The following is a 15,028-nucleotide window of genomic DNA, read 5'->3' on the forward strand; positions in this document are numbered from 1 at the left end:
TGGTGACGTAAAGGTGACGAAGTTCGTTAATCACCTGATGTACGACGGTAAGAAGGGCATCGCCTTCGATATCTTCTATACCGCGCTTGAGATCGTCGGCAAGAAGATCCAGCAGGAGGACAAGACTCCGCTCGAGATCTGGAAGGCCGCTCTTGACAACATCACTCCTCAGGTAGAAGTAAAGAGCCGCCGTATCGGTGGTGCTACCTTCCAGGTGCCAACGGAGATCCGCCCCGAGCGTAAAGAGTCTATCTCTATGAAGAACCTCATCCTCTATGCTCGCAAGCGTGGTGGCAAGACCATGGCCGATAAGCTCGCAGCAGAGATCGTGGATGCTTTCAATAGCCAGGGTGCTGCCTTCAAGCGTAAGGAAGATATGCACCGTATGGCTGAAGCCAACCGTGCATTTGCTCACTTCAGATTCTAAGAAAGGCAAAAGACAATGGCTGACCACAAACACCTAGAACTTACGAGAAATATCGGCATCATGGCTCACATCGATGCCGGGAAGACGACCACGTCCGAACGTATCCTCTTCTACACGGGTCTTACCCACAAGATCGGTGAAGTACATGACGGGGGTGCCACGATGGACTGGATGGAGCAGGAGCAGGAGCGTGGGATCACGATCACCTCTGCTGCTACGACGACCTTCTGGAACTACGACAATACGAAGTACAAGATCAACCTGATCGACACCCCAGGGCACGTGGACTTCACCGTAGAGGTAGAGCGTTCGCTCCGTATCCTCGATGGTGCAGTAGCTACCTTCTGCGCAGTGGGTGGTGTACAGCCTCAGAGTGAGACGGTATGGCGTCAGGCCGACAAGTATCGTGTACCCCGTATCTGCTACGTAAATAAGATGGACCGCTCGGGGGCCAACTTCTTTGAGGTTGTCCGCCAGATCAAGACCATCCTAGGGGCTACTCCATGTCCTATCCAGATCCCTGTCGGTCAGGAAGAGACCTTCCGTGGGGTCGTAGACCTCGTGACGATGAAGGCTCTGGTCTGGGACGACGAGACGATGGGCTCTCACTACGACACGATCGACATCCCCGCTGAGCTCCAGGCCGAGGCCGAAGAATGGCGCGACAAGATGCTCGAGACGCTCGCTGACTGTGACGATGTCCTGATGGAGAAGTACTTCGATGATCCCTCCACGATCACCGAGGCTGAGATCCGTGCCGCCCTACGTAAGGGTACGCTCGCGATGAAGATCAACCCCATGCTCTGCGGTTCGTCCTTCAAGAACAAGGGGGTACAGACGCTCCTCGACGCTGTCGCAGCCTACCTGCCCAGCCCAATGGACAACCCCGAGGTCATCGGTACCGACCCACGTGATCCAGAGAAGGAGATCGTCCGCAAGGTCGACCCCAGCTCTCCTCTGACCGCTCTTGCGTTCAAGATCGCTACCGACCCCTACGTAGGTCGCCTCTGCTTCTTCCGTGTCTATGCCGGTGAGCTCCCCGCAGGCTCCTACGTCTACAACTCTCGCTCAGAGAAGAAGGAGCGTATCTCACGCCTCTTCCAGATGCACTCCAACAAGCAGAACCCCATGGAGGTCATCGGCTGCGGTGACATCGGTGCCGGTGTAGGCTTCAAGGACATCCGTACGGGTGACACGCTCTGTGACGAAGAGAACCCCATCGTCCTCGAGTCGATCGACTTCCCCGAGCCCGTTATCGGTATCGCTGTCGAGCCTAAGACGCAGAAGGATATGGACAAGATGGGTGTCGGTCTGGCTAAGCTCGCCGAAGAAGACCCCACCTTCCGTGTACAGACCAACGAAGAGACCGGTCAGACCGTCATCAGCGGTATGGGTGAGCTCCACCTAGAGATCATCATCGACCGTCTGAAGCGTGAGTTCAAGGTAGAGGCTAACCAGGGTAAGCCCCAGGTGTCCTACAAGGAAGCTATCACGAAGCCCGTCGAGCTCCGCGAAGTGTACAAGAAGCAGACCGGTGGTCGTGGTAAGTTCGCTGACATCATCGTACGTGTAGAGCCCGCTGACGAAGGCTTCGAAGGCGACCTACAGTTCGTAGACGAAGTCAAGGGCGGTAACGTACCTAAGGAATTCATCCCCTCCGTACAGAAGGGCTTCCAGAAGGCTATGGCCAATGGTGTGCTCGCTGGCTACGCTGTGGACAAGCTGAAGGTAACGCTCCTCGACGGTTCGTTCCACCCCGTGGACTCTGACCAGCTCTCCTTCGAGATCTGTGCTATCCAGGCGTTCAAGAATGCCTGCGCTCAGGCTGGTCCTGTCCTCCTCGAGCCTATCATGCACCTAGAGGTCGATACGCCTGAGGAAAACATGGGTGATGTGATCGGTGACCTGAACAAGCGTCGTGGCTCTGTAGAGGGTATGGACAGCACGCCATCAGGCGCTCGTCTGGTGAAGGCATCTGTGCCTCTGGCTGAGATGTTTGGTTATGTGACGAGCCTACGTACGATCACCTCTGGTCGTGCCACGTCCTCGATGACCTTCTCTCACTACGAACCCGTGTCCTCGTCTATCGCACGTCAGGTCCTAGAGGAAGTCGGCGGTCGTGTAGATCTGATCAAGTAAATAGTATTACAACTAGAGATATGAGCCAAAAGATTAGAATCAAGTTGAAGTCGTACGATCACACGCTGCTCGACAAGTCGGCAGAGAAGATCGTCAAGACCGTCAAGGCCTCTGGAGCTGTAGTCAGCGGACCTATTCCCCTGCCTACGCACAAGCGTATCTTCACGGTGAACCGCTCGACCTTCGTCAACAAGAAGAGCCGCGAGCAGTTCGAGCTTAGCTCCTACAAGCGACTCATCGATATCTACAACTCCACGGCAGAGACCATCGATGCGCTAATGAAGCTCGAGCTCCCCAGCGGTGTAGAAGTAGAAATCAAGGTGTGATCAACTAAATAAGAAACTGAAATGCCAGGTTTATTAGGAAAGAAAATCGGAATGACATCCGTATTCAGTGCCGAGGGGAAGAACATCCCATGCACTGTTATCGAAGTAGGTCCTTGCGTGGTAACGCAGATCAAGTCCCTGGAAAAGGATGGCTACGAAGCTCTACAGCTTGGGTTCGTTGATGCAAAGGAAAAGCACACGTCCAAGCCGCTTCAGGGTCACTTCCAGAAGGCAGGCGTTGCCGCCAAGAGACACTTGGCCGAGTTCAAGGGGTTCGATATCGCCCAGTACCATCTGGGTGATGTGATCGATGTCAACTTCTTCGAGGGCACTGTCTTCGTAGACGTCATCGGTACCTCTAAGGGTAAGGGATTCCAAGGGGTCGTCAAGCGTCACGGCTTCGGCGGTGTCGGTCAGTCTACCCACGGTCAGCACAACCGTCTTCGTGCTCCCGGTTCTGTAGGTGCGTGCTCGTACCCAGCTAAGGTCTTCAAGGGGACACGTATGGCGGGTCAGACAGGTAATGAGCGTGTGACCGTTCAGAACCTCGAGGTGATCAAGGTAATGCCCGAGCACAACCTCCTTCTGCTGAAGGGTAGTGTGCCCGGTGCTAAAGGTTCAATCATTGCAATCGAGAAGTAAATGGAACTGAGTGTATATAACATCAAGGGAGAGGATACGGGTCGCAAGATCACGCTCGATGATGCCGTCTTTGCTGTCGAGCCTAACGACCACGCCATTTACTTGGACGTAAAGCAGTATCTGGCCAACCAGCGTCAGGGTACGCATAAGTCAAAGGAGCGTAGCGAGATCTCGGGGAGTACCCGTAAGCTCATCCGCCAGAAGGGCGGCGGTGGCGCTCGTCGTGGGGACATCAACTCCCCCGTGCTCGTCGGTGGTGGTCGTGTCTTCGGCCCTACGCCCCGTGACTACAGCTTCAAGCTGAACAAGAAGGTGAAGGCTCTAGCTCGCCGCTCTGCCCTCACCTACAAGGCTCAGAAGCAGGAGATCATCGTCATCGAGAACTTCGAGCTAGCAGCACCGAAGACTAAGGACTTCGTCGCTCTCTCCGAGGCGCTCCAGGTGGCAGACAAGAAGGCTCTCTTCGTCGTAGAGACCCTCTCTGACAACCTCGTACTCTCTTCGCGCAACATCCGCACGGCTCGTGTGATGAACGCCTTCCAGCTCAACACCTACTCGGTGCTTGACTGCAAGAAGCTCGTCCTGACGGAGGCTGCTGTTGCTGTGATCAACGAACAGCTCAAGGCATAATCATAAGGAGAAAAGAATCATGGGAATTATCATCAAGCCCGTTATCACGGAGAAGACAACAGCCCTGACGGAGAAGACAGCTGAGCGCTACGTCTTCCGCGTCTCTCCCGATGCCAACAAGGTCGAGATCAAGAAGGCGATCGAGGCTCTGTATCAAGTAAAGGTCGAGAGTGTAAACACGGTAAACTACAGCGGCAAGCGTAAGGCTCGCTATACCAAGAGCGGACTGATCCGTGGTAAGGTCGCTGCCTTCAAGAAGGCGATCGTGACCCTCGAGAAGGGACAGACCATCGACTTTTACGCTAATATCTAAGCTGAACAATGGCAATACGTAAACTAAAGCCCACAAGCCCGGGGCAAAGACATAAGGTTATTGGTGCGTTCGATAACATCACTGCCAGCGCACCAGAGAAGTCCCTTGTAGTCGGTAAGAGAAAGTCTGGCGGTCGTAACAACACCGGTAAGATGACCATGCGCTACATCGGTGGTGGTCACAAGCAGAAGCTTCGTCTGATCGACTTCAAGAGGAACAAGGACGGTATCCCTGCTACAGTCAAGAGCATCGAGTACGACCCCAATCGTACGGCTCGTATCGCTCTGCTGTACTATGCCGATGGCGCGAAGGCTTATATCCTCGCTCCTAACGGCCTGCAGGTAGGTCAGCAAGTGATGTCGGGTGCTGAAGCAGCACCTGAGGTAGGGAATAGCCTCCCACTGGCTAACATCCCTGTCGGTACGATCATCCACAATATCGAGCTTCGTCCAGGTCAGGGAGCTAAGATGGTCCGCTCTGCGGGTGTCTTCGCTCAGCTTACTTCTCGCGAAGGTCTCTATGCGGTCATCAAGATGCCTTCGGGTGAAACCCGCCGCATCCTCTCCGCTTGCAAGGCTACTATCGGTAGCGTAGGTAACTCAGACCACGCCCTCGAGCGTTCGGGTAAGGCAGGTCGCAGCCGCTGGCTCGGTCGCCGTCCTCACAACCGAGGTGTCGTCATGAACCCTGTCGATCACCCCATGGGTGGTGGTGAAGGTCGTGCCTCTGGTGGTCACCCACGCTCACGTACAGGTCTCTACTCTAAGGGCCTAAAGACCCGTGCTCCTAAGAAGCACTCGTCGAAGTACATCATCGAGAGACGTAAGAAGTAATCGATTAAACCAACAGAATTATGAGTCGTTCACTAAAGAAAGGTCCATATATCCACCTCAAGCTCGAGAAGAAGGTCTTGGCGATGAATGAATCGGGCAAGAAGTCCGTCATCAAGACTTGGGCTCGCGCCTCGATGATCAGCCCTGACTTCGTCGGTCATACGATTGCCGTTCACAACGGGAACAAGTTCATCCCTGTCTTCATCACGGAGAACATGGTCGGCCACAAGCTCGGAGAGTTCTCTCCCACCCGTACCTTCCGTGGTCATGGCGGTAACAAGAAGAAGTAATTCGGCTGTTGAGTAATTCAGACCTTTAAGTAAGATTAAGAAACAATGGGTGCAAGAAAGAAAATATCAGCCGAAGAAAGAAAGCAAGCCCTGAAGAATACCTACTTCGCCTCGCTGCGTAACGTCCCCACGTCGCCTCGTAAGATGCGTCTAGTGGCTGACCTCGTACGTGGTATGGAGGTAGGTCGTGCCCTCGGGGTGCTCAAGTTCTCTAACAAGGAAGCTGCAGCTCGCGTGGAGAAGCTCCTCCGCTCTGCTATCGCTAACTGGGAAGAGAAGAACGGACGCAAGGCCGAGGATGGAGAGCTCTATATCTCTCGCATCTTCGTCGATGGAGCAGCTACGCTCAAGCGTATGCGCCCCGCCCCTCAGGGTCGTGGGTATCGCATCCGCAAGCGTTCGAACCACGTCACGATCGTTGTCGATTCACTAAATAATAAAGAGAACTAAACCAGATGGGACAAAAGATTAATCCTATAAGCAATCGTTTGGGATACATCCGTGGATGGGATTCCAACTGGTACGGCGGGAACAAGTACGGCGATAAGCTCCTCGAAGATAGCCGTCTTCGTCGCTACCTGAGCGTCCGTCTGGCCAAGGCAAGTGTCTCTCGTATCGTCATCGAGCGTGCCCTCAAGCACGTCACTATCACGATCTGTACTGCTCGTCCCGGTGTCGTCATCGGTAAGGGCGGTCAGGATGTAGATACGCTCAAGGAAGAGCTCAAGAAGATCACCAACAAGGACGTCCAGATCAATATCTACGAAGTCCGTCGCCCCGATATCGATGCTGCTATCGTAGCCGATAACATCGCTCGTCAGCTCGAGGGCAAGATCGCTTACCGCCGTGCTGTCAAGGGCGCCATCGGTGCCGCTATGCGTGGTGGTGCCGAGGGCATCAAGGTCCAGATCTCTGGCCGTCTGAACGGTGCCGAAATCGCTCGTTCTGAGATGTACAAGGAAGGACGTACTCCCCTGCACACCCTACGTGCTGACATCGACTATGCTCGTGCAGAAGCACTGACCAAGGTCGGTATCCTCGGTATCAAGGTGTGGATCTGCAAGGGTGAAGTCTACGGCAAGCGTGACCTAGCTCCTTCGTTCACCAACCCTCAGCCCGGTCATGGCGCTCGTCGTGACGGTGGCCGTGATCGCCGTGAAGGCGGTCGTCGTGATGCCCGTGGTGGCAGAAGAGGGGGTAATCGCTAACGTATAAGAACAGAAGACAGCAATGTTACAACCTAAGAAAACTAAGTTTAGAAGAGTCCAGAAGGGTCGCGCCAAGGGTAATGCTCAGCGTGGCAACCAGCTCGCCTTCGGTTCTTTCGGTATCAAGTCTCTCGGTACACGCTGGATCACCGGTCGTCAGATCGAAGCCGCTCGTATCGCAGTGACTCGCTATATGCAGCGTCAGGGTCAGGTCTGGGTACGTATCTTCCCCGACAAGCCCATCACGAAGAAGCCTGCTGACGTCCGAATGGGTAAGGGTAAGGGTTCGCCCGAAGGCTTCGTAGCCAACGTTACCCCAGGGCGTATGCTCTTCGAGATCGAAGGGGTATCCTTCGAAGTCGCTAAGGAAGCTCTCCGCCTCGCTGCGCAGAAGCTCCCCGTAACCACGAAGTTCGTCGTCCGTCGTGACTACGATATGTCCAACACTAACCTGTAATAGTAGAGATGAAGTTAGCAGAGATCAAGGCGCTTACCACGCCCGAGCTACAGGAGCGTGTGGTAGCCGAAGAAGCGGCTTACGACAAGAAGCGCATCGACCACGCTGTCACTCCAGCAGATAACCCTGCTGCGATCCGTCAGCTACGTCGTAGCATCGCTCAGATGAAGACGATCCTTCGTGAGCGCGAACTCAACAACAATTAATGTATCCTCCCGATGGAACAGAGAAGATTAAGAAAAGAACGTGTAGGCGTTGTTTCTTCCAATAAGATGGATAAGACTATCACGGTCGCTGTCAAGTGGAAGGAAAAGCACCCTATCTATGGTAAGTTCGTCAACAAGACGAAGAAGTACCATGCCCACGATGAGAGAAACGAGTGCAACATCGGCGATACAGTCCGTATCATGGAGACTCGTCCCCTCTCACGCACTAAGAGATGGAGACTAGTCAGCATCATCGAAAGAGCTAAGTAGTATATGATCCAGCAAGAATCAAGACTAGTAGTAGCAGATAATAGCGGCGCCAAGGAGGCTCTCTGCATCCGTGTCCTCGGGGGCACACGCCGCCGCTATGCCTCTGTCGGAGATATTATCGTCGTAGCTGTCAAGAGCGTTATCCCCTCCTCTGACCTGAAGAAGGGTGTCGTCTCCAAGGCTATCATCGTCCGCACCAAGAAGGAAGTTCGTCGCCCCGACGGCTCCTACATCCGCTTCGATGACAATGCTTGCGTCCTCCTCAACGCTGCTGGCGAAATGCGCGGTAGCCGTATCTTCGGCCCAGTGGCTCGTGAGCTACGTGCAGTGAATATGAAGATCGTTTCTCTGGCGCCTGAAGTCCTCTAATCCTAAAGACGAAAGTAGAAATGAGTAAGTTACATATCAAGAAGGGCGACCAGGTCGTCGTCCTCAGTGGCGTAGACAAGGGCAAGACGGGTCGTGTACTCGAGGTCCTCGTCGATAAGCAGCGCGCCATCGTCGAGGGCGTCGCCGTCGTCGCTAAGCACGCTAAGCCAAGCGCAAAGAACCCTCAGGGGGGCATCGAGAAGAAGGAAGCTCCTATCCACATCGCTAAGCTGAACCTACTAGATCCTAGTACGGGTAAGGCTACGCGTGTCGGTCGTCGCCTCAATGACGAAGGTAAGCTAGTTCGTTATTCCAAAAAGTCAGGAGAGGAGATCAAGTAATGAGCAATACGGCAAGTCTAAAGAACGAATATAAGGAACGCATCGTACCCATCCTCATCGAGCAGTTTGGGTACAAGTCCCGCATGCAGGTGCCTGTCCTCAAGAAGATCGTCATCAACCAGGGTCTCGGTATCGCTACTGCCGATAAGAAGATTATCGATGTAGCTATCGCCGAACTCACTGCCATCACTGGGCAGAAGGCTGTAGCAACGGTCTCCAAGAAGGATATCTCCAACTTCAAGCTTCGTAAGAAGATGCCTATCGGTGTCATGGTGACGCTGCGCCGCGAGCAGATGTACGAGTTCCTCGAGCGTCTGATCCGCATCGCTCTGCCTCGTATCCGTGACTTCAAGGGAATCGAAAGCAAGTTCGATGGCCGTGGGAACTATACCCTCGGTATCAGCGAGCAGATCATCTTCCCCGAGATCAACCTCGATGGCATCACGAAGATCCTGGGAATGAACATCACGTTCGTTACCTCGGCTGAGTCTGACGAAGAGGGCTACGCTCTACTCAAGGAGTTTGGTCTTCCATTCAAGAACGCTAAGAAAGGCAACTAAGATACTATGGCAAAGGAATCAATGAAGGCACGCGAAGTAAAGCGTGCAAAGCTCGTCGCTAAGTATGCTGCCAAGCGTGCTCAGCTCAAGGCTGAGGGGAACTACGAAGCACTACAGGCTCTGCCTCGCAATGCTTCTCCCGTACGCCTGCACAACCGCTGCAGCATGACGGGGCGTCCTAAGGGCTATATGCGTCAGTTCGGCATTTCTCGTATCCAGTTCCGTGAGATGGCATCTGCCGGTCTCATCCCTGGTGTGAAGAAGGCCAGCTGGTAGTCACATCCTCACCGTAGGGGCACCCTAGTCCCTGCGGTCCCATTCACCACATCGCACCTCGCACAGGGTACGATGTGGTGAATTGTTTTTGAGGGGAGACAACCCTTCCCACTGAAGCAGTCCCCTATACCAAATCCAAATACGCACAGACCCTCTTCCCTCAGGGTATAAATATACGCTACTAATGGATAGCTCCTTCATTCTGGAGTGTGAGAGGTATCCTGATATACTGGCTTCCTATACGAACGATACAGACGATTGACTAAGAAGGCGAGGATAGCCTATACTCGACGTAGACGGAGGAGCTCCTGAGGGGATTCTTATTCAGAGAGGCCAGAGGATGAGGGTAAGATCCCAAAGAAATCATGGGGTATGTGCCCGGCCTTGTAGGTAAGGCGACGTAGATCCCCTACAAACAAACACAGAGCCCCTAGCTCCACTCGGAGCTAGGGGCTCTGTGCTGTATGCTACTAGCTGGAGGGGCTAGTAGCCGGGGTTATTGCGCCCGAAGTGGGGGTTGCGGTCAAGTACCCACTGCGGGATCGGTAGGTAGCGGAAGTGTGGACGGAAGGTGCGACTCTCTACCAGCTTGGCACTAGCCGGAGCACTGGGGTTGATCGTGGCTCGTGTCTCGGGGTCTGAACCTGCGGGATTGACCGTGCCGACCATGCGCTCTAGCGGGCCATTGAGGACAGTCTCGGCGAGCATCTTGCCGTCAGTGCCCTTCCAGCGGAGGATGTCGGCACGACGAAGGCCTTCGCCTGCGAACTCTACCGCACGCTCCCGATGGATCAGCTCACGGAGCTTCTCCTTGGTCGCATACTTGGCTTGGTCTACGACGGGCATCCCTGCACGCTGGCGCACGAGGTTGATCTTGGCGTAGACGTCTGCCGAGGGGCCGTGTAGCTCGTTCTCGGCCTCAGCGTAGGAGAGGAGCACCTCAGCGTAGCGGAAGACGATGGGGCTAGCGTTCGTCGCCCACATATCGGCATACTGGTTGGCTGGGTAGGTGTACTTATTCCAGGTGAGTCCCGTCTTGGAGCTGTTGTTGGCACTCTCGGGGAAGTCCTCGTTCTTCTTTCCCCCGGGGAGAGTCTGGTCGAGGGAGTTGTAGATAGCGGTCTTCCCCTCGGGGGTGATGTAGTTCGCTCCTGGGAAGCAAATGGTCATCCCGAGGCGAGGGTCACGATCCTTGAAGGGGTGGGTAGGGTCGTAGCCCGAGCCTGCCTCGTCTGTGGTCAGGCCACTCTTCATCTCGTAGGTATTGACGAGGTTGGCCGTGGGGACCATGGACGACCATCCCCCGACCGAGTTATTGAGCATCGAGCCGATGGAGGTATCGAGGGGCTTGACCGTCTCTAGGTACTGGACGGCGGCGATGATCTCAGGGGAGCCTTGGCCCGCTACGGTGAAGAGCTTCTGATAGCTGGGCTCTAGGCTGTAGATGCCGAGGCTGATGATCTCCTGAGCCTTGTCCTTGGCCAGCTGCCAGTCGCCATAGTAGAGAGCCTCACGCATCCGTAGTGCTAGGGCTGCGCCCTTGCCGAGTCGGCCACGGGGGACAGAGGTCTGTAGGTCGGGGATCGCCTCGTCGAGGTCCTTGGCGATGTAGGTGCGTATCTCGGCCTCGCTCTTGCGGGGGAGGCGGGCTTCGTCGGCATTCTGTGGGAGGTCAATGATGGGCACACCACCGTAGAGGAAGTTCATCGTGAAGTACTGGTAGGCACGGATGACCTTGGCCTCGGCGATGATCCGCTTCTTCTGAGCCTCGGGGATAGAGGGGATCTGCTCGATCTGCTTCAGTAGGAGGTTACAGCGACCGATGATTGCGTAGCCGTAGAAGGAGGCGCCGGGGTTGCTGGGGCTCATCGTACCATTACCGATAGCTCTAAAGCCCTCATGAGTATGGAAGCTGAAGCCGAAGTCCGATAGACAGTCCATGTAGAGGATTGTCGATCCACTCTCCCAGCCGTCGTAGCAGCCGACGAGGAACTTCTCTGCGTCCTCTGCGGTCTTCCAGGTAGTCTTCTGCGAGAGCTGGCTACGGGGTGCTGTGTCGAGGAAGCCAGAGCAGGAGACGCTACCAGCGGTCAGCAGACCAGCTAGTAGGTACTTATATAGATTGTTCATGATCGTAGTCACATTAGAAGGATACATTCAGCCCCAGGGAGTGCGTGCGCAGTAGGGGGTAGGAGGAGAGTCGTTGGCTGGTCGCCTCGGGGTCGATGTTGCCACGCATGTTGTCCAGCGTCAGGAGGTTCTCGGCCGAGTAGTACACACGGGCGGAGGATACGCCGAGGCTCGCTAGGAGGCTCTTGGGCAGGGTGTAGCCTAGCTGGAGGTTCTTCAGACGAAGGTAGTGCGTGTTCTGTAGCCAGAAGGTCGAACTGACCTCATTGTGGCTAGCCTGCCCGCTGAGGTAGGTCCTGGGCATCGTGCCCGAGGGGTTCTCTGGGCTCCAAGCCTTGCGCCACTCCGTAGAGGGGTGTCCCGTGTCGCCAGCGAAGGTCCCGAAGACCTCGGGGCTGTAGAGGCGGGAGGCAGCTGCGATACCGCTAAACATCGCCGAGAGGTCGAAGGAGCGCCAGCCGAGGTTGAAGTTCAGTGCGAACGTATAGGCTGGCTCTACGGGGTTCGTGTAGACACGGTCCTTGCCGTCGATCTTGCCGTCGCCATTGACGTCGACGTAGCGAATATCCCCAGCCTGGGGACGAGAGCCGAATGGGGTGCCATACTTGGCGACGAACTCGTCAGCCTCGGCCTTGCTACGGAAGAGGCCGTTAGCCTTGTAGAGGTAGTAGGTCTCGAAGGGATGTCCGACGGCATTGCGTGTACCGGCAGTGCCGTTCATGTACTCGTTCGCACCGAGGCTGAGGATCTTATTCTTGTTGTAGGTGAAGTTACCGCCTACACCGAGTGTCCAGTCTCCGATGGTCGTCTGATAGTTCAGTGCGACCTCCACACCTCTATTCTCCATCGAACCGACATTAGCGTGGTAGGGCTTGAGGGGGAACTCGGAGGGCACATCCACCTTCATGAGGATATCGGTCGTCTTACGGGTATAGAGGTCGATCGACCCAGTCAGTCGCCCAGCGAAGAAGCCGAAGTCTAGCCCGACGCCGACGTTACGGCTCTTCTCCCAGCTGATGTTGTTTAGCTTGAGGTCGGTCTGAGCATAGCCCGGTGTCAGAGTGCCACCGAAGGGATAGGTCGCCCCGATGTTGTAGGTGTTGAGGGCAGGGTAGTAGTCGTTCAGAGCCTCTTGGTTCCCTAGGAGCCCCCACGAGGCACGTACCTTGAGGTCGCTCAGGACGGGGAAGAGGGGCTGCATGAACTCTTCCTTGGAGAGACGCCAGGCAGCGGAGAAGGAGGGGAAGTAACCCCAGCGGTAGCCATCGGCGAAGCGGGAGGAGGCATCCGCACGGAAGTTAGCCTCCAGGAGGTACTTGCCCTCGAAGTCGTAGTTCAGACGTCCGAACCAGGAGAGCATACGTAGCTGTCCGGTCGTCCCTTCGTTCTGCTGAGTCGAGGAGGAGCCTGCGCTGAGGTCGGTGAGGTCGTTCGTGGGGAAGTTCTTGCGCTTGCCCTGCATGAATTGGGTCTGGAAGTCCTCAGCGTGCCACCCGAGGAGTGCCTTGAGGTGGTGCTTGCCGAAGCTCTTGGTGTAGTTGGCCAGAGCGTCGAGGTTGGCACGAGTCCAGAGGTAGTACCGCTCATCGAGGTTGTTGGGCGAGGTCACCTTGTGACTATTGTACTTGATGAAGGGGACGAAGGCCTTGTAGTGCTGGAGGCTGGCGACATAGGCGACGTTGGCCGTGAGGGTCAGCCCCTCTAGGACGTGGAGGTCGATACCTCCAGTGGCGGAGATATTGTGGTTATCTCGGTCGATCGTCTGCCCAGAGTCGAGCCACGCTAGAGGGTTACCATCGCCCGTCGTCCCCCAGCTCTTGCCGTCCTTGCTACGCCCGAGGATCCAGGGGGCGGTGATGTTCAGCTGTCGGATGATCTGGTCTGACCCTCCCGAGACGTAGGCGTTGTTGGGGTCAGCGTACTTGTTCTTGATGTAGGAGAGACCGAGGCGAGCCGTGATGAGGCGGCTGAGGTTGAGGTCGAGGTTGGTACGAGCGTTGAACTGGTTACGCTTGGCATTGGGGAGGATCCCCGTCTGCCCTAGGTAGCCGACCGAGGCCATGTAGCGCACCTGCTCTGAGCCCCCGCTGACGTTGACGTTGTGATGCTGGGTGAGGGCGGTGCGGAAGGCCAGTGCGTACCAGTCCGTATTGGGGTGTCCCTCGGGGTCGCTACCGTCCTTGAACTTCCGGAGGTCATCGTCCGAGAAGCGTGGAGCCTTCCCCGCGGCCTGCATGACCTTGTTGTAGAGCGAGGCATACTCGTAGGAGTCCATACGCTCCATCAGTCGGGTCGCACTCTGCATCCCGACGCTCCCAGAGTAGCTGACACGGGCCTTGCCGGACTTCCCTCGCTTGGTCGTGATGAGAATGACCCCGTTGGCGGCCTTGGAGCCGTAGATGGCAGCGGAGGCAGCATCCTTGAGTACCGAGATGCTCTCGATGTCGCTTGGGTCGAGCATGTTGAGCGTCCCCGACTCGAGTCCGTCGATGAGGATATAGGGATTTGCGTTGTTCAGGGTACCTGTGCCTCGGATACGGAGCTTACCGCCGTCGAGCCCTGGGGCTCCGTTGGTGGCGGTGACGGTGAGCCCGGGGATGAGCCCCTGCAGACCGTTGCTGAGGTTCTGTATCGGGCGGGCTTGTATCTGCTTGAGGTCTAGGGCGGTGACGGAGCCCGAGAGGTTAACCTTCTTCTGTGTGCCGTAGCCCACGACGACGACATCGTCGAGGAGCTTAGCATCCTCCTTGAGGATGACCTTGAGCGGTGTCTGTCCAGCTACGGATACTTCCCGTGTTTCGTAGCCGACGCAGCTGATGCGTAGGATCGCATCCTTTTGTACACCCGAGAGGGTGAATGCGCCACTGACGTCTGTGGTGACACCCTTTGAGGGAGTCTTCTTTAGCACGACAGAGGCACCGACGATAGGCTCGTCCTTGGTGTCCACGACGGTGCCGTGGATGGTCAGCCCCTGTGCCATGAGCTGAGGGGCTAGATAGGTCGCTAGGATCAGTAGCCAACTGAGCCAGAGAGACCTAAGGGTGAATGTTTTCTTCATACACTTGTGTCTTGTGAATTTGAATAGTGGTATCTCTACATGCCACTCGGCTTCGGTGGCATGGTGTTCGCCCTCCTGGCGGCGTCATGAGTGGGGGCGGGTGATGCGCCTCTCGCTCGAGGCTCATCGCGGTATCCTATCTGTCGTATTTCGGCTCAAACTTATAAAAAATACTAGACACTGCCTACAGCCCCTCCCGACGCACCAGGTGGCGATGTATGCCACGCTCTCTACTCTTCCCTCCCTACTACTCTCGTGGGAGCCGCCCTTGCCCCGAGGGTGCGCCCCTAACCATATCTCTCGCTGTGCCTCGGCTTAGCCCCGGGAATGGTATCGTAGAGGGCTCCGTAGGGGAGATACTTAGAGCGAAGGAGTGTACACGCGTGTACACTGTTGTGTACACGTGGGTATACAGTTGTGTACACGCGTGTACACTCATGCCTCCTAGATAGCAGACTAGAGGCCTGTCTCCAATAGGTGTACACTCGATGGTCCTTCCCCTAGGCCTCCGGTGCTCCCGTATCCCTCTCTCCCTCCCCCATAGTGACGGAAG

At 55.9% G+C, this 15,028-nt stretch carries 19 protein-coding genes; 17 read left to right on the forward strand and 2 right to left on the reverse strand.

All coding sequences use genetic code 11. The features are described 5' to 3' along the window. The 17 genes from rpsG to rpsN all read left to right on the forward strand — a co-directional run. Positions 1-427, forward strand: a 427-nt coding sequence (rpsG, locus tag QZ170_RS08405) for a 30S ribosomal protein S7 (RefSeq protein ID WP_297179863.1), incomplete at its 5' end; no start/stop codon positions are given. 15 nt (positions 428-442) lie between these two features. Beyond that, entirely contained in the window at positions 443-2,566 is a 2,124-nt protein-coding gene (fusA, locus tag QZ170_RS08410; RefSeq protein WP_297179866.1) for an elongation factor G, read from the forward strand. A gap of 20 nt (positions 2,567-2,586) precedes the next feature. Beyond that, positions 2,587-2,892: a 30S ribosomal protein S10 gene (gene rpsJ / locus QZ170_RS08415; RefSeq protein WP_005468099.1), complete on the forward strand. Its 306-nt coding sequence runs from the start codon at positions 2,587-2,589 to the stop codon at positions 2,890-2,892. A 21-nt stretch (positions 2,893-2,913) separates the two neighbouring features. Beyond that, positions 2,914-3,534, forward strand: a complete 621-nt coding sequence (gene rplC / locus QZ170_RS08420) for a 50S ribosomal protein L3 (protein ID WP_297179870.1) — start codon at positions 2,914-2,916, stop codon at positions 3,532-3,534. Beyond that, on the forward strand, positions 3,535-4,164 hold the full coding sequence (rplD, locus tag QZ170_RS08425) for a 50S ribosomal protein L4 (RefSeq protein ID WP_297179872.1): 630 nt from the start codon (positions 3,535-3,537) through the stop codon (positions 4,162-4,164). Positions 4,165-4,180: 16 nt separating this feature from the next. Continuing rightward, complete coding sequence (gene rplW, locus QZ170_RS08430) at positions 4,181-4,477, forward strand: 50S ribosomal protein L23 (RefSeq protein WP_262501576.1); 297 nt, start codon at positions 4,181-4,183, stop codon at positions 4,475-4,477. Between the two features lie 8 nt (positions 4,478-4,485). Next, complete coding sequence (gene rplB / locus QZ170_RS08435) at positions 4,486-5,310, forward strand: 50S ribosomal protein L2 (protein WP_005468105.1); 825 nt, start codon at positions 4,486-4,488, stop codon at positions 5,308-5,310. Between the two features lie 20 nt (positions 5,311-5,330). Next, positions 5,331-5,600, forward strand: a complete 270-nt coding sequence (gene rpsS / locus QZ170_RS08440) for a 30S ribosomal protein S19 (protein ID WP_005468106.1) — start codon at positions 5,331-5,333, stop codon at positions 5,598-5,600. Positions 5,601-5,645: 45 nt separating this feature from the next. Beyond that, positions 5,646-6,050, forward strand: a complete 405-nt coding sequence (gene rplV / locus QZ170_RS08445; RefSeq protein ID WP_005468107.1) for a 50S ribosomal protein L22 — start codon at positions 5,646-5,648, stop codon at positions 6,048-6,050. 5 nt (positions 6,051-6,055) lie between these two features. Continuing rightward, positions 6,056-6,808, forward strand: a complete 753-nt coding sequence (rpsC, locus tag QZ170_RS08450; protein ID WP_005468108.1) for a 30S ribosomal protein S3 — start codon at positions 6,056-6,058, stop codon at positions 6,806-6,808. Positions 6,809-6,830: 22 nt separating this feature from the next. After that, on the forward strand, positions 6,831-7,265 hold the full coding sequence (rplP, locus tag QZ170_RS08455) for a 50S ribosomal protein L16 (RefSeq protein ID WP_005468109.1): 435 nt from the start codon (positions 6,831-6,833) through the stop codon (positions 7,263-7,265). A gap of 8 nt (positions 7,266-7,273) precedes the next feature. Continuing rightward, positions 7,274-7,471: a 50S ribosomal protein L29 gene (gene rpmC, locus QZ170_RS08460; protein WP_005468110.1), complete on the forward strand. Its 198-nt coding sequence runs from the start codon at positions 7,274-7,276 to the stop codon at positions 7,469-7,471. 12 nt (positions 7,472-7,483) lie between these two features. After that, positions 7,484-7,741 carry a 30S ribosomal protein S17 gene (rpsQ, locus tag QZ170_RS08465; protein ID WP_005468111.1) on the forward strand — a complete coding sequence of 86 codons (258 nt, stop codon included), beginning with the start codon at positions 7,484-7,486 and terminating at the stop codon, positions 7,739-7,741. A gap of 3 nt (positions 7,742-7,744) precedes the next feature. Beyond that, entirely contained in the window at positions 7,745-8,110 is a 366-nt protein-coding gene (gene rplN, locus QZ170_RS08470) for a 50S ribosomal protein L14 (protein ID WP_005468112.1), read from the forward strand. Positions 8,111-8,130: 20 nt separating this feature from the next. Next, positions 8,131-8,451: a 50S ribosomal protein L24 gene (gene rplX / locus QZ170_RS08475; RefSeq protein ID WP_297179879.1), complete on the forward strand. Its 321-nt coding sequence runs from the start codon at positions 8,131-8,133 to the stop codon at positions 8,449-8,451. Then, positions 8,451-9,011 (forward strand): 50S ribosomal protein L5, encoded by a 561-nt coding sequence (gene rplE / locus QZ170_RS08480; RefSeq protein ID WP_297179881.1) that lies wholly within the window; start codon positions 8,451-8,453, stop codon positions 9,009-9,011. The genes rplX and rplE overlap by 1 nt, the downstream gene beginning before the upstream one ends. Positions 9,012-9,017: 6 nt before the next feature. After that, positions 9,018-9,287: a 30S ribosomal protein S14 gene (rpsN, locus tag QZ170_RS08485; RefSeq protein ID WP_005468115.1), complete on the forward strand. Its 270-nt coding sequence runs from the start codon at positions 9,018-9,020 to the stop codon at positions 9,285-9,287. Positions 9,288-9,770: 483 nt separating this feature from the next. Here rpsN and QZ170_RS08490 read toward each other — a convergent pair whose 3' ends face one another. After that, positions 9,771-11,417 (reverse strand): RagB/SusD family nutrient uptake outer membrane protein, encoded by a 1,647-nt coding sequence (locus QZ170_RS08490; RefSeq protein WP_297179884.1) that lies wholly within the window; start codon positions 11,415-11,417, stop codon positions 9,771-9,773. A gap of 13 nt (positions 11,418-11,430) precedes the next feature. Further along, positions 11,431-14,475, reverse strand: a complete 3,045-nt coding sequence (locus QZ170_RS08495) for a TonB-dependent receptor (protein ID WP_297179886.1) — start codon at positions 14,473-14,475, stop codon at positions 11,431-11,433. Positions 14,476-15,028 lie beyond the last annotated feature (553 nt).

Source organism: uncultured Porphyromonas sp. (genome assembly GCF_905372525.1).
In the GTDB taxonomy this organism is placed as follows: domain Bacteria; phylum Bacteroidota; class Bacteroidia; order Bacteroidales; family Porphyromonadaceae; genus Porphyromonas.

What these genes read in the sequence shown, in the direction of transcription:
- fusA (WP_297179866.1), top strand. Translation starts at nt 443, where the DNA reads ATGGCTGACCACAAACACCTAGAACTTACGAGAAATATCGGCATCATG.
- rplC (WP_297179870.1), top strand. Translation starts at nt 2,914, where the DNA reads ATGCCAGGTTTATTAGGAAAGAAAATCGGAATGACATCCGTATTCAGT.
- rplV (WP_005468107.1), top strand. Translation starts at nt 5,646, where the DNA reads ATGGGTGCAAGAAAGAAAATATCAGCCGAAGAAAGAAAGCAAGCCCTG.
- rplD (WP_297179872.1), top strand. Translation starts at nt 3,535, where the DNA reads ATGGAACTGAGTGTATATAACATCAAGGGAGAGGATACGGGTCGCAAG.
- rpsQ (WP_005468111.1), top strand. Translation starts at nt 7,484, where the DNA reads ATGGAACAGAGAAGATTAAGAAAAGAACGTGTAGGCGTTGTTTCTTCC.
- rplB (WP_005468105.1), top strand. Translation starts at nt 4,486, where the DNA reads ATGGCAATACGTAAACTAAAGCCCACAAGCCCGGGGCAAAGACATAAG.
- QZ170_RS08490 (WP_297179884.1), bottom strand. Translation starts at nt 11,417, where the DNA reads ATGAACAATCTATATAAGTACCTACTAGCTGGTCTGCTGACCGCTGGT.
- rpmC (WP_005468110.1), top strand. Translation starts at nt 7,274, where the DNA reads ATGAAGTTAGCAGAGATCAAGGCGCTTACCACGCCCGAGCTACAGGAG.
- rpsJ (WP_005468099.1), top strand. Translation starts at nt 2,587, where the DNA reads ATGAGCCAAAAGATTAGAATCAAGTTGAAGTCGTACGATCACACGCTG.
- rpsN (WP_005468115.1), top strand. Translation starts at nt 9,018, where the DNA reads ATGGCAAAGGAATCAATGAAGGCACGCGAAGTAAAGCGTGCAAAGCTC.
- rpsC (WP_005468108.1), top strand. Translation starts at nt 6,056, where the DNA reads ATGGGACAAAAGATTAATCCTATAAGCAATCGTTTGGGATACATCCGT.
- rplE (WP_297179881.1), top strand. Translation starts at nt 8,451, where the DNA reads ATGAGCAATACGGCAAGTCTAAAGAACGAATATAAGGAACGCATCGTA.
- rplX (WP_297179879.1), top strand. Translation starts at nt 8,131, where the DNA reads ATGAGTAAGTTACATATCAAGAAGGGCGACCAGGTCGTCGTCCTCAGT.
- rplP (WP_005468109.1), top strand. Translation starts at nt 6,831, where the DNA reads ATGTTACAACCTAAGAAAACTAAGTTTAGAAGAGTCCAGAAGGGTCGC.
- rpsS (WP_005468106.1), top strand. Translation starts at nt 5,331, where the DNA reads ATGAGTCGTTCACTAAAGAAAGGTCCATATATCCACCTCAAGCTCGAG.
- QZ170_RS08495 (WP_297179886.1), bottom strand. Translation starts at nt 14,475, where the DNA reads ATGAAGAAAACATTCACCCTTAGGTCTCTCTGGCTCAGTTGGCTACTG.
- rplN (WP_005468112.1), top strand. Translation starts at nt 7,745, where the DNA reads ATGATCCAGCAAGAATCAAGACTAGTAGTAGCAGATAATAGCGGCGCC.